At 64.2% G+C, this 11731-nt stretch carries 15 protein-coding genes; 7 read left to right on the forward strand and 8 right to left on the reverse strand.

Going from position 1 to position 11731, the window contains the following annotated elements:
- Positions 1–45 precede the first annotated feature (45 nt).
- The 3 genes from ACVIYL_RS14395 to ACVIYL_RS14405 all read left to right on the forward strand — a co-directional run bounded on the left by ACVIYL_RS14395 (position 46) and on the right by ACVIYL_RS14405 (position 2622).
- The gene (locus ACVIYL_RS14395; RefSeq protein ID WP_456778910.1) at positions 46–1143 is read left to right on the forward strand and encodes a calcium:proton antiporter; all 1098 of its coding nucleotides are present in this window, start codon (positions 46–48) and stop codon (positions 1141–1143) included.
- 36 nt (positions 1144–1179) lie between these two features.
- Positions 1180–1464 carry a cupin domain-containing protein gene (locus ACVIYL_RS14400; protein ID WP_028340624.1) on the forward strand — a complete coding sequence of 95 codons (285 nt, stop codon included), beginning with the start codon at positions 1180–1182 and terminating at the stop codon, positions 1462–1464.
- A gap of 264 nt (positions 1465–1728) precedes the next feature.
- Positions 1729–2622, forward strand: a complete 894-nt coding sequence (locus ACVIYL_RS14405; RefSeq protein ID WP_438074873.1) for a hypothetical protein — start codon at positions 1729–1731, stop codon at positions 2620–2622.
- Between the two features lie 48 nt (positions 2623–2670).
- Here ACVIYL_RS14405 and ACVIYL_RS14410 read toward each other — a convergent pair whose 3' ends face one another.
- Complete coding sequence (locus tag ACVIYL_RS14410; protein ID WP_253606822.1) at positions 2671–3333, reverse strand: tetratricopeptide repeat protein; 663 nt, start codon at positions 3331–3333, stop codon at positions 2671–2673.
- Positions 3334–3446: 113 nt separating this feature from the next.
- Complete coding sequence (gene rpsU / locus ACVIYL_RS14415) at positions 3447–3743, reverse strand: 30S ribosomal protein S21 (protein WP_021078544.1); 297 nt, start codon at positions 3741–3743, stop codon at positions 3447–3449.
- Between the two features lie 264 nt (positions 3744–4007).
- On the opposite strand from rpsU, the gene aqpZ reads away from it, so the two are divergent.
- Complete coding sequence (gene aqpZ / locus ACVIYL_RS14420) at positions 4008–4730, forward strand: aquaporin Z (protein WP_057019013.1); 723 nt, start codon at positions 4008–4010, stop codon at positions 4728–4730.
- Between the two features lie 244 nt (positions 4731–4974).
- Positions 4975–6342: an IS1182 family transposase gene (locus ACVIYL_RS14425; protein ID WP_310883540.1), complete on the forward strand. Its 1368-nt coding sequence runs from the start codon at positions 4975–4977 to the stop codon at positions 6340–6342.
- A gap of 114 nt (positions 6343–6456) precedes the next feature.
- Here the strand turns inward: ACVIYL_RS14425 and ACVIYL_RS14430 are convergent, their stop codons facing one another.
- Together ACVIYL_RS14430 and purE are read right to left on the reverse strand one after the other, a co-directional pair.
- Positions 6457–7563 (reverse strand): 5-(carboxyamino)imidazole ribonucleotide synthase, encoded by a 1107-nt coding sequence (locus tag ACVIYL_RS14430; protein WP_456778911.1) that lies wholly within the window; start codon positions 7561–7563, stop codon positions 6457–6459.
- Positions 7560–8048: a 5-(carboxyamino)imidazole ribonucleotide mutase gene (gene purE, locus ACVIYL_RS14435; protein ID WP_310882568.1), complete on the reverse strand. Its 489-nt coding sequence runs from the start codon at positions 8046–8048 to the stop codon at positions 7560–7562. The genes ACVIYL_RS14430 and purE overlap by 4 nt, the downstream gene beginning before the upstream one ends.
- 145 nt (positions 8049–8193) lie before the next feature.
- Here purE and ACVIYL_RS14440 point away from each other — a divergent pair, with 145 nt between their 5' ends.
- Positions 8194–8919 (forward strand): GGDEF domain-containing protein, encoded by a 726-nt coding sequence (locus tag ACVIYL_RS14440; protein ID WP_456778912.1) that lies wholly within the window; start codon positions 8194–8196, stop codon positions 8917–8919.
- Here ACVIYL_RS14440 and ACVIYL_RS14445 read toward each other — a convergent pair.
- The 3 genes from ACVIYL_RS14445 to ACVIYL_RS14455 form a co-directional block, all read right to left on the reverse strand.
- The gene (locus tag ACVIYL_RS14445) at positions 8914–9165 is read right to left on the reverse strand and encodes a hypothetical protein (RefSeq protein WP_283067990.1); all 252 of its coding nucleotides are present in this window, start codon (positions 9163–9165) and stop codon (positions 8914–8916) included. The genes ACVIYL_RS14440 and ACVIYL_RS14445 overlap by 6 nt on opposite strands.
- A gap of 118 nt (positions 9166–9283) precedes the next feature.
- Positions 9284–9493, reverse strand: a complete 210-nt coding sequence (locus ACVIYL_RS14450) for a hypothetical protein (protein ID WP_028336001.1) — start codon at positions 9491–9493, stop codon at positions 9284–9286.
- 196 nt (positions 9494–9689) lie between these two features.
- Positions 9690–9896 carry a YdcH family protein gene (locus ACVIYL_RS14455; RefSeq protein ID WP_016847372.1) on the reverse strand — a complete coding sequence of 69 codons (207 nt, stop codon included), beginning with the start codon at positions 9894–9896 and terminating at the stop codon, positions 9690–9692.
- Between the two features lie 240 nt (positions 9897–10136).
- Here ACVIYL_RS14455 and ACVIYL_RS14460 point away from each other — a divergent pair, with 240 nt between their 5' ends.
- A complete protein-coding gene (locus ACVIYL_RS14460; RefSeq protein WP_016847370.1) occupies positions 10137–10322 on the forward strand; it encodes a YdcH family protein in 186 nt (61 codons plus the stop codon).
- Between the two features lie 96 nt (positions 10323–10418).
- Here ACVIYL_RS14460 and ACVIYL_RS14465 read toward each other — a convergent pair whose 3' ends face one another.
- Complete coding sequence (locus tag ACVIYL_RS14465; RefSeq protein ID WP_253606828.1) at positions 10419–11522, reverse strand: NAD(P)/FAD-dependent oxidoreductase; 1104 nt, start codon at positions 11520–11522, stop codon at positions 10419–10421.
- Positions 11523–11731: the final 209 nt, after the last annotated feature.

Consider the following 11731-nt stretch of genomic DNA (forward strand, 5'->3'; position numbering starts at 1 on the left):
ATTGTCTGTCGCATAATCGCGCCAGCGAAGTAAGGGGACCCCACGATGAGCGCACACGGACCGATGCCGCGGTCGGCCTGGCTGTATCCCGTTCTGGCGGTGCTGCTGTTTGCCGCGGTCACGGCCACCGGCTACGGCTTCGCGCCATCGGCCGGGGGCTGGGTGTTCGCGGCGGTGCTGCTGGTGATTCTGTTCGGCACCGTGTTCGCGGCCGTCCACCATGCCGAGATGATCGCCGAGCGGATCGGCGAGCCGTTCGGCACGCTGCTCCTGACGCTCGCGGTGACGATCATCGAGGTGGCGCTGATCTCGACCATCATGCTGGGCGACACGCCGGCGCCGACCCTGGCGCGCGACACCGTGTTCGCGGTGGTGATGATCGTCTGCAACGGCCTGGTCGGGCTCTGCATCTTCATCGGCGGCATCCGCTACCGCGAGCAGGATTTTCAGATCACCGGCGCCAACCTCTACCTCAGCGTGCTGTTCGTGCTCGCGACCATCACGCTCGATATGCCGAATTTCACGCTCACCGCGCCGGGCCCGATCTATTCCACGGCCCAGCTCGCGGTGATCAGCGTCGTGACCCTGCTGCTTTATGCGGTGTTCCTTTATACCCAGACCATCCGTCACCGCGATTATTTCGTCAGCGACGCCAACGAGGCGGCGGCGCATGGCGAGGTGATGTCGGACCGCATGACGGCGATCAGCGTTGCGCTGTTGCTGGTTTCGCTGCTGGCGGTGGTGCTGCTGGCGAAGAAATTCTCGCTGGTGGTCGATGTCGTCACCGTCAAGATCGGCGCGCCGCCGGCCTTTGCCGGCCTGGTGGTGGCGGCCCTGATCCTGTTGCCGGAGAGCGTTGCCGCTGTGTCGGCGGCGCGCAAGAACGACCTGCAGAAGAGCATCAACCTCGCGCTCGGCTCGTCGATCGCCACCATCGGGCTCACGGTTCCCGCGGTGGCGGTAGCCGCCTATGCGCTCGACAAGCAATTGGTGCTCGGGCTCAGCAACCAGCATATGCTGATCCTGCTGCTCACCTTCATGGTCAGCATGCTCACCTTCGGAACCGGCCGCACCAACATCCTGTTCGGGCTGGTTCACATGGTGGTGTTCGCCGTGTTCGTGTTCATGGTTTTCGTGCCGTAGAGCATGATCCGCTTAAAAAAATTGGAGAAAATGACGATGCTCAGTGCCAAATCGGATGTGCAGGTGGATACGGCGGAAGTCCGGGTGACCGAATGGCGCCTCGCGCCGGGCAGCGCCACCGGCCACCACACCCATGAGATGGACTATGTCATCGTTCCGATCACGGCGGGCGAGATGACGATCGTGGCGCCGAACGGCGAGCGCTCGAAGGCGCAGCTCGGAGCCGGCAAATCCTATTTCCGCAAGGCCGGGGTCCAGCACGACGTGCTCAACGAGACGGCCAGCGAGATCGTGTTCCTCGAGGTCGAACTCAAGCCCTGACGCGGCGCGAGAACCAAGCAAGGAACCCTGCACCCGCCGAATGGCAGGTCCGAGCCGGCGCGGCTGTGGAAATTCATAACCCGTTAACGGCTGCGCGATGATCTAGCAGGCGGATGCGGCCTGCGCAGGGGACGCCTCCGGCTGAAACCAAAGCGACACCAAAGGTGACGTCGGAACGGGGGTTTGCCACCGATCCGACGCAGTTGATCCCTGAATGTGCCTCAAAGTTCCAGCATGTAATACCGGGGTGGGGAGTGGCAGGTCATGCTGAGTTACCTGAAGAAATTTGTGATGGACATCTTACCCTCGGTGGCAGCGACCATCATCGGGGCGTACATCGTTAATCACTACATCGTGGCCAAGCCGGAAGCACCGTCAGCCGCAGCCGTGACCGCCGCAGTCAATCCCAAGGCAGATCCGAAAGCCGCCGCCAAGCCCGCCACCGTCGTCAGCAGCCTCCCCGAAGCCGGTGTGAAGGCCAAGGGCATGTCCGAGCGCACGCTGATCGAGCGGTCGGCGTCCGAGAAGGCCACCGTCACCGAGAAGCCTGCCGAGAAATCGGCCGAACCCAAATCGGCCGACGCAAAGCCTGACGTGCCGGCCGATACCGCCAGCATCCCGGCCGACACCCGCCATCATCCGGCGGCGCCGAAGGCCGTCGCGAAGGTCGCGCCCGCCGCGCCGCAGCCGGCCGCGCCCGCGACGTCAGCCGCACCGGTCGAGGCTGCTGTGACGCCTGAGGAAAGCCGCGACGCCAACGACCTCGCGCGCGCCGCCATCGAGCGGCTGCGCAAGGAGCGTCCGCAGGAGGCAGCGCGGTCCCAGGATGCCACGCGCACCGATCTCGCTCGCCTGCCTGAGGCGCAGCGTCCGGCAGCCACATCGGCGATCCGGCCGTTGCCGCCGCCGATCATGGTGTCGAGCCCGTCCACTGACAATGTCGATCAATCCTCGCAGCCGCGTCCGCCCTATGCCGGCGGCGGCCAGGATTCCAACCGGCTGACGCCGCCGGCCGACATTCCGGTCCCGGTGGTGCAGGCCCCGCTCGACCTGCGCGCCGAGGCGATCATGCCGGCGCAGAAGAACGAGCGCACGTCGGTGACCGACGACATGTTCTCCGGCATGAAGTCGATGTTCCACGCCGTCCTGCCGAAGTAGCCGCAGCGCCGCTCGATCGTTCCTGACGGGTTGTCTTCACGCCAAGCGCTAGCCGCCGGTGCGCGCCAGTCCGCTGCGCGCATTGCCGTCGCCTGGCCGCAGCGCGAGCGCGCGATTGTAGGACGCCGCCGCCTTGGCCTTGTCGCCGAGCCGCTCATAGGCCTGGCCGCGCGTGCTCCACGCCGCAACATTGCCGGGATCGGCCTGCACCGCCTCGTCGAGATCGCTGGCGGCCTGCTTGGCCTTGTCGAGCGCGAGGTAGCTGGTGGCACGGCCGACCAGGGGCTCGGCCTTCTGCGGCGACAGCCCGCTGGCTGCCGTGAAATCGTCGATCGCCTGCTGATGCTGTCCGCGGACCTGATAGATCAGGGCGCGGCCGTAGAGCGCCTGGATGTTGTAAGGGTCGGCCGCCAGCGCCTGTTCAAACTCCGCCATCGCCTCGTCGAGCTTGCCGGAGCGCGCCAGCACCTGAGCACGCGTGGTGTGATCCTTGGCGCTGTTGACGTCTTGCGGGGTGATGGTGTCGGCGGCGGGCTTGTCGGCGGTGGCAGCGGGCTTCGGCTTGTCGTCCGAGGAGCCCCATGAACCGAGGTCGAAGGAGCAGCCGCCGAGCGGCAGGCCGAGAACCACTGCAATGATGACGAGATGCGGCGCGCAACGGCGGTGCGCGGGTCCTGGAAAGAGCGGGCGGGATACCGGATCAGCCGTCATGCAAAATGCTCTTGCCGGTCGCTTTGCATGGGTACCCCGGAACGCGGCGTGCTTCAAAACGACAACGCGGGCCCGTGGCCCGCGCTGTTAGACTTCCATACAGGCAAAACGGTTCAGCGAGGGCCGCGACCGGCGCCTGCACCGCCCGGACGGCCGCCGCGGTCGCCACCGGGGCCAGCGCCGAACACTGGCTTCGGCTTCATCGGCAGCAGGCCTTCGCGCTGCAGCTTCTTGCGCGCCAGCTTGCGTGCGCGGCGCACGGCTTCGGCCTTTTCGCGGGCCTTCTTCTCAGACGGCTTTTCGTAATGACCGCGGAGCTTCATCTCGCGGAAAATGCCCTCGCGCTGCATCTTCTTCTTCAGCGCCTTCAGGGCTTGGTCGACATTGTTATCGCGGACGAGAACCTGCACGCGGCATCCTCTTTTGAATTGATCGGTTCGGAATTCTGGCGAGGTGAAGGGGCGGCAAAAGGCCTGCCTCTTAACCCTAGGCGCGCGCATGTATCAGACAAACGCGCAGATGTCCACCGGTCGAGTGACTTTCGGGCCTAGTAAAGCCACGAAATAGGGCGAAAATGCCATTGTGCGGCCCCGATTTGGGTGGTTTGGCGCCCAGATGAGGGCCGCTCCCGGCGTTTTGGATAACCCGGACATTGGAAATAGGGGAGATGCGAGATGGAGATGAAGAAATACGCTGCCGAGGCCATCGGTACGTTCTGGCTCACATTCGCTGGTTGCGGCAGCGCGGTGATCGCGGCCGGCTTTCCGCAGGTCGGGATCGGCCTGGTCGGCGTGTCACTGGCCTTCGGGCTGAGCGTGGTGACCATGGCCTATGCGATCGGCCATATCTCGGGTTGCCACCTCAACCCGGCGGTGACCGTCGGGCTCGCCGCGGGTGGGCGTTTCCCGGGCGGCCAGGTGCTGCCCTACATCATCGCGCAGGTTGTGGGCGCGATCATCGCGGCCTGGCTGCTCTATGTGATCGCGAGCGGCGCGCCCGGCTTCGATGTCAGCAAGGGCTTTGCCTCCAACGGCTATGACGCGCATTCACCCGGCCAGTACAACATGGTGGTGTGCTTCATCACCGAGGTGGTGATGACCATGATGTTCCTGTTCATCATCATGGGATCGACCCATGGCAAGGCGCCCGCCGGCTTCGCACCGCTCGCCATCGGCCTCGCGCTGGTGATGATCCATCTCGTCAGCATTCCCGTCACCAACACTTCGGTGAATCCGGCGCGCAGCACCGGGCCGGCGCTGTTCGTCGGCGGCTGGGCGCTGGGACAGCTCTGGCTGTTCTGGGTCGCACCGCTGATCGGCGGCGCGCTCGGCGGCGTAATCTATCGCTGGCTCAGCGACGAACCGACCGGCATCGTCGCCGGCGCGAAGACGGCGTGATCGGCGAGAGCGTTTTCGAGCGAAGTGGACGCCGGTTCGCGTGAAGAAAACGCGTAAGCAAAAATCCAGAATATCGGTTCTGATTGAATCAGAACCGATGCTCTAATGGATCGTGGTTGCCACGATCCCATTTCCATCGATGCGACGAAGGCGGCTATGGGCCGATTTTGTTGCAAAAGTCGGTTGAGTGAGGCCTCGAACGATGATTCCGTTGTGTTGACGCGATTCTCGGCGAGGTCGATCCATGATGGGCCGTCTGAAGAGTGACCAAGGTCAACTGTTCTACGAGTTTCGTCTTGGCGATGCGGTCCCCGAAGATCATTTGGTGCGGACGATCGATGCTGCTCTCGATCTGTCGTGGCTTCGCGGCGAGCTTGCGTCCCATTATGCGTCCATGGGTCGTCCGTCGATCGACCCTGAACTGATGATCCGGATGCTGGTGGTGGGGTATGTCTTTGCGATCCGCTCGGAGCGATTGATCTGCCGCGAAGTACAGGTGAACCTCGCCTATCGCTGGTTCTGCAGGCTTGGCATCGAAGATGCTATTCCCGACCATTCAGCGTTCTCGCGTGCCCGCAACGAGCGTTTCCGCGAGGGAGATGTTTTTCGCCATGTGTTTGAGCGGGTCGTCGAGGCGTGTATTGCGGCCGGTCTGGTTGGTGGTGAAGGCTTTGCAGTTGATGCGAGCCTGATTGCGGCCGACGCCAACAAGCGGCGCTCGATCGCGGGTCAGGATTGGCGCAGGGATCGCGATCCGGCGAGGTCCAGCCGCGCCGTGAAGGAGTATCTGGCGACTCTCGAAGACACGGCATGGGGTGCCGCTACGGAGGTTGTGCCGAAGTTCGTCTCGCCATCCGATCCCGCGGCGCAGTGGACCGGCGCACACAAAGGGGCGGCATTCTTCGCCTACTCTGACAACTATCTCATCGACATGAAGTTCGGCGTCATCTTGGACGTCGAGGCGTCTCGTGCCATTCGGCAAGCCGAAGTCGGTACCGCAAAGACAATGATCGAACGAACAGAGGAACGTTTTGGCCTCAAGCCGGAGCGGCTCGCGGCCGATACCGCTTATGGATCGGCGCCGATGCTGAACTGGCTGGTAGAGAAGGACATCGCGCCACACATTCCGGTCATCGACAAGTCAAAGCGCGAGGATGGCACCTTCTCGCGCAACGACTTTCGATATGATCCGGCCGGCGACGTCTACCACTGCCCAGGCGGAAAGCGGCTCGGGACAAGCGGCACAGCACACGAGGGCAAGACGCTCTTGTACCGCGCAAGCAAGCTCGACTGCGATGTTTGCCCGCTCAAACCGCAGTGCTGCCCAAAGGAGCCCTCACGCAAGATCCCGCGCGACGTCCATGAGCGCGCCCGAGACGTTGCACGCTCCTTCGCTGGCACCGAGGCCTTTGAACAGTCGCGACGTGAGCGAAAGAAGATTGAGATGCGGTTCGCACACCTGAAGCGCATCCTGAGGCTCGGCCGACTGCGACTGCGTGGCCCACGAGGCGCCCAGGATGAGTTTGTTCTGGCCGCCATCGCTCAGAACCTACGGCGGCTCGCGAGCCTGGTCGCGCGGCCGCCACCGGCACACACGGTGTACACCGCGTAGAGTTGCGTAGAGAGCGTCAGGGCCGGCAAACCAAAGCCGGTCGTCCTTGGCGAGATGGCCGAACAATCCATCGCGAGCAGCCGACTTTTGCAACAAAATCGGCCGCGTGTGGAATTATCCCTTGCGGGCCGGCGTCACTTCGGTGACGTGCCCCATCTTGCGGCCGGGGCGCGGCGTGCCCTTGCCGTACAGATGCACCGTGGCGCCGGGAACGGTGAGCCACTGCTCGTAGCTCAGGATGTCGTCGCCGATCAGGTTGGTCATGACGACCTCGCCGTGGCGCACCGGCTTGCCCAGCGGCCAGCCGGCGATCGCGCGGATGTGCTGCTCGAACTGTGAGATCGAGGCGCCGTCGAGCGTCCAGTGACCGGAATTGTGCACGCGCGGCGCGATCTCATTGACCAGCACCGTCGCCTTGCTGCCGTTGCCGGGCACCGCGAACATCTCCACCGCGAGCACGCCGACATAATCGAGCGCCGAGGCGATCTTTTCGGCGATCGCGCGCGCCTGCACGGCAAGCTCATCGGGGATTGCGGCCGGCGCGCGGGAAATTTTCAGGATGTGGTCACGATGCTCGTTCTCGGTGACGTCGAAGCATTCGACTTCGCCTGAAGCGGAGCGGGCCGCGATCACCGAGATCTCGCGCTCGAACGGCACGAAGGCCTCGAGGATGGCCGACTTGGTGCCGAGGTCCTCCCAGACCTGCTCGAGATCGTCGCCGTCGCGGATGATGGCCTGGCCCTTGCCGTCATAGCCGAAGCGGCGGGTCTTGATCACCGCTGGCAGGCCGATGCGTTCGATTGCCGTGCGCAGCGTGTCGACCGAGGACACGTCGGCGTAGTTGGCGGTGCCGATGCCGAGCTTGCTGATGAAATCCTTCTCGATCAGCCGGTCCTGCGTGGTCTCCAGGATTTTGTAGGCCGGCAGCACCGGGCGCCGCGCGGCGAGCACCATCGCGGTCGCGGCCGGGACATTCTCGAATTCATAGGTGACGACGTCGACGTCGTTGGCGAACAGTTCGAGCGCCTCGACGTCGGCATATTCCGCGCAGGTCGCGTTCTGCACCACGTCGAACGCCGGGGAGTCCGGATCCGGCGAAAACACCTGGCAGCGGAGCCCGAGGCGCGCCGCGGCCATCGCCAGCATCCGGCCCAATTGTCCGCCGCCGAGGATTCCAATGGTGTCGCCCGGCTTCAGCTTCACTGCGTTCGAAGCCGTCACGCCGCGCCCTCCGGATGCTCGTTGACCGCGTCGGTCTGCTGCTTGCGCCAGGACGCAAGGCGGGCCGACAGAGCCGGATCGTTGAGTGCGAGCACGCTCGCCGCGAGCAATGCGGCATTGATCGCGCCGGCCTTGCCGATCGCCAGCGTCCCGACCGGGACGCCGGCCGGCATCTGCACGATCGAATAGAGCGAATCGACGCCTGACAGCGCCTTCGACTCGACGGGAACCCCGAACACCGGAAGCTCGGTCAGCGCGGCCGTCATGCCCGGCAAATGGGCGGCGCCGCCGGCGCCGGCAATGATCACCTTGTGGCCGGCTGCCTTGGCGCCCTTGGCAAAGGCATAGAGCCGATCCGGGGTGCGGTGGGCCGAAACGATGCGCGTTTCGCAGGCCACACCGAGCGCAGCCAGCGTCTCGGCGGCATGGCGCATGGTTTCCCAGTCGGACTGACTTCCCATGATGATGGCGATCGGAGCGGTCATCTCTTCAATTCTGTGCAGGAATCCAAAAGCATAGGCCGATTATAGGGACGGCCCGGGCGTCATCCAAGGCGTGGCAAGGGAGTTAGAATGGACTATCCTGTCTTGGTGAATCCCGGCAAGCCTTCATAAGCAGGCCTCAACAAGGATGCGCATGAAGAAGAAGACGACGTCGGCCGCCTCCGGGGCCGCGAAACGACGGAAAGGCGCGCCCGCCGCGCGCAAATCCAGGCCGGGCAAGACTGCAGCCAAGCGGGCTGGCACCAAACGGGCTGGAACCGGAGCTTCCACGCGAGGCGCGGTCGCATCCGGCGACAAATCGACCATCCGCAGCTTGCGGGCGCAGCTGGCGCGGGCGCAGGCCCGGATCGAGGAGCTGCAGGCCTCCGCCGAGACCGACTTCCTGCTCGACATCTTCAACCGGCGCGGATTCGAGCGCGAGCTCGCCCGTTCGCTCTCCTTCATCAAGCGCTATCAGGCCTCCGGTGCGCTGATCGTGCTCGACGTCGATCGCCTCAAGCCGATCAACGATGCCTTCGGCCACGCGGCGGGCGACGAGGTGCTGAAGGCGATCGTTGCCGCGATATCGGATCAGGTGCGCGCTTCCGATGTGATCGGCCGTCTCGGCGGTGACGAGTTCGCCGTGCTGCTGTGGAATCTCAGCGAGATCGATGCCCGGGCCAAGGCGGCTGCGCTGGAAGAGGCGATCGATCGGTTGACCTTCATGTTCCGTGACAGCCAGGTCACCGCAGGCGCCTCCGCGGGCGTTGCGATCCTCACAGCACATTCGGATATCGATCGCGTGCTCGATGAGGCCGACCGTGCGATGTATGTGCGCAAGGCGCAGCGGCGCCACGAATCCCGAGAATTATAGCGTGCTGAGATCCTCCGGCACATTGCCGTAGGCCCGCAACAGCTTGGCATCGCCGAATTCGCCGATCGCGGGATCGCCGGTGCGGCTGAACGCGACGGCGCCGATGCTGCCGGGCATCCGCGACATGGTCTCCGCGCGGCGCAGCGCGACCGCCGAGCTCTGGCATTCCTCGGCATTGCCGGCGACCGGCGTGCCGTCGTCGTCCTGCATGAAGGGCAGTGCCACGTAGTAGGTCACATCGGCCATCGCTGTGCTCCCGAAGGGTTAGAGCGTTTTCGAGCGAAGTGGGTACCGGTTCGCGTGAAGAAAACGCGCCAAAACAAAAATCCAGAGCCTCCGTTTCGTTTCAATCGAAACGGAAGCTCTAGGCGGCGTCGCTCGCCGCCCGGGTCTGCGCCGGCACGCAGCCGGCGGTGATCGCGGCCTGCAATTCCTCAAGCTCGGCTTCCAGATATTCGTTGGCCATGATCAGCGCCTTGATGGTGCTGCGCAGGTTGCCGTCGCACATCGCGATCGCCTGATCGCAGGCCTTCTCGTAGCGGCTGTTGTCGGGCAGGGAAGGCGGTGCGGACATGGCGAAACTCCCTCTGATGGCTGGCGGCTGGGCCGGCATGTTCTCTTTTTGTTCATGTGGAGTCAAGCGCCGGGAAACCGCCTTGCGTCCGTTGCCGCGAACGTGAAGCCGGCGAGGCGCTGTGGATGACGGGGAAAACCGCCGCCCGGTCTGAACCGGAAGCGCCGAAGCGCGAAGGCCCGCGCCGCGGCACGCGTCAGGCAATGATGTCGGGCGTGATCTGGTCTTCGATAAAGGCGATGCGATCGCGCAGTTGCAGCTTCCGCTTCTTCAAGCGTTGCAGCATCAAGAGATCCGGCGCCGGCGACTGATGCAGCGCGTCGATCGCGGCATCGAGGTCGCGGTGCTCTTGTTGCAGCCGCGCGAGCTCGGCGATTAGTTCGCGCTCATCCTGATCGTTCATGGTTGTGTATTAACTGATAAGCACGATGAGGTTGTTACGGCGGAAGTCGCCGCTCGCCGGAATATCCTCCTTGAACGCGCGCCGCGCAAGCCGGACCGGTTCCATAGTCACGATTGGTTACAGATAAACCGAAATGAGTGCGTGCGGCATTTCGCGTCCCCCATCGACAGCGCCGTCCACTCGTGTACACTCGGCGGTCCGGATCGAACCTGAGGTTTAACGCACCGAGGAGTGTTCGCAATGGCAATACAGGCCCATCTCATTGAGCTGGAGCGTAAACACAAAATACTCGAGAACGAACTGCACGAAGCGCTCGTTCACCCCTCTGTAGACGACCTGCATATTTGCGAGCTGAAGCGCCGCAAGTTGATGGTCAAGGATCAAATCGAGCGGTTGAGACTGTCCGCCGACGACACGGTCCACTAGACCGCCCCCCTGCAAATTAGCAAATAGCCTGGCCTTTCACCGAGGGATGAACGCCCAAGCGCGCGCGCATCCCCCGGGAGGCCTTACTGTATTTGCTCAGAGTTCCGCCAGCTCGCCGACATGGTCGGCGACCGCGAGCGATGACGTCAGTCCGGGCGATTCGATGCCGAACAGGTTGATCAGGCCCGCGACGCCGTGATCGGCCGGCCCCTGGATCAGGAAGTCCTGGGTCGCCACCGCCGGCGGCACGATCTTGGGGCGGATTCCCGAATAGCTCGGCATCAGCGCGCCGTCCGGCAGGGCCGGCCAGTATTTCCGGATCGCCGGATAGAACCGCTCGGCCCGATCGGGGTCGACGGCGTAATCGATGTGATCGATCCATTGGACGTCGGGCCCGAACCTCGCCTGACCGGCCATGTCGAGCGTCAGGTGCACGCCGAGCCCGCCGGGTTCTGGCACCGGATAGATCAGCCGCGAGAACGGCGCCTTGGCGCTGCAACTGAAATAATTGCCCTTGGCCAAATAGGCCGTTGGAATCAATTCGATCGGCATGCCCTCGACGTTGCGCGCGACTGCCGTCGCGCCGAGTCCGGCGGCATTGACCAGGATATCGCAGGCCAGTGTCATCGGCGCCGCGCCGCCGGCCTCGATCTCGAAGCCGTCGGCGGTGGCCCTGGCGTGGAGCAGCGGCGTATGGAAGGCGAACGCCGCCCCGGCCGCCTCGGCGTCACCGCGCAGCGCCAGCATGTAAGCATGGCTGTCGATGATCCCGGTCGAGGGCGACAGCAGCGCTGCGTCGCAATTCAGCGCCGGCTCCAGCGCGCGCGCCGCCTCGCCGGACAACAGCTGCATGTCGTCGACGCCGTTGGCCTCGGCATGCGCGCGGATCGACTGCAGCTTCTCGGTCTCCGCAGGCGTGGTGGCCACGATCAGCTTGCCGCAATTCTTGTGCGGGATGCCGTGCTCGGCGCAGTAGCGGTAGAGCGCCCGCTTGCCGCTGACGCACATCCGCGCCATCAGGCTGCCGGCGCGGTAGTAGATGCCGGCGTGGATCACCTCGCTGTTTCGCGACGACGTCACCGTGCCGATCCCCTCGGCCTCCTCGAGCACAATCACTTCGCGGCCGGCCTGTGCCAGCCGCCGCGCCACGGCGAGGCCGATCACCCCCGCACCGACGATCACGCAATCAACCCTGTCCATCTCGTCCTTCAGGTCCGAAAATTTCCGCCCGGCCACGCCATGACCGTTGCCGCCAACATCGTTCAGCCGATCCGGTCGCTTTGAGCAAGTGCTTATTAGGCAAGTGCTTGGGCCATCTCAAAAAGTTGGGAAGCCATGCCCTGTTAGTGGAGCATTAATCATGTCAGGGCAATTGCCATAAATTAAGTCAGCATTTTCCGGTTGCATCA

The sequence above is a fragment of the Bradyrhizobium sp. USDA 3315 genome (assembly GCF_054056795.1).

Bases quoted from the DNA above. Each gene is read 5' to 3' on its own strand.
- ACVIYL_RS14395 (WP_456778910.1), top strand. From the start codon at position 46: ATGAGCGCACACGGACCGATGCCGCGGTCGGCCTGGCTGTATCCCGTT.
- ACVIYL_RS14400 (WP_028340624.1), top strand. From the start codon at position 1,180: ATGCTCAGTGCCAAATCGGATGTGCAGGTGGATACGGCGGAAGTCCGG.
- ACVIYL_RS14405 (WP_438074873.1), top strand. From the start codon at position 1,729: ATGCTGAGTTACCTGAAGAAATTTGTGATGGACATCTTACCCTCGGTG.
- ACVIYL_RS14410 (WP_253606822.1), bottom strand. From the start codon at position 3,333: ATGACGGCTGATCCGGTATCCCGCCCGCTCTTTCCAGGACCCGCGCAC.
- aqpZ (WP_057019013.1), top strand. From the start codon at position 4,008: ATGGAGATGAAGAAATACGCTGCCGAGGCCATCGGTACGTTCTGGCTC.
- ACVIYL_RS14425 (WP_310883540.1), top strand. From the start codon at position 4,975: ATGATGGGCCGTCTGAAGAGTGACCAAGGTCAACTGTTCTACGAGTTT.
- purE (WP_310882568.1), bottom strand. From the start codon at position 8,048: ATGACCGCTCCGATCGCCATCATCATGGGAAGTCAGTCCGACTGGGAA.
- ACVIYL_RS14440 (WP_456778912.1), top strand. From the start codon at position 8,194: ATGCGCATGAAGAAGAAGACGACGTCGGCCGCCTCCGGGGCCGCGAAA.
- ACVIYL_RS14445 (WP_283067990.1), bottom strand. From the start codon at position 9,165: ATGGCCGATGTGACCTACTACGTGGCACTGCCCTTCATGCAGGACGAC.
- ACVIYL_RS14450 (WP_028336001.1), bottom strand. From the start codon at position 9,493: ATGTCCGCACCGCCTTCCCTGCCCGACAACAGCCGCTACGAGAAGGCC.
- ACVIYL_RS14455 (WP_016847372.1), bottom strand. From the start codon at position 9,896: ATGAACGATCAGGATGAGCGCGAACTAATCGCCGAGCTCGCGCGGCTG.
- ACVIYL_RS14460 (WP_016847370.1), top strand. From the start codon at position 10,137: ATGGCAATACAGGCCCATCTCATTGAGCTGGAGCGTAAACACAAAATA.
- ACVIYL_RS14465 (WP_253606828.1), bottom strand. From the start codon at position 11,522: ATGGACAGGGTTGATTGCGTGATCGTCGGTGCGGGGGTGATCGGCCTC.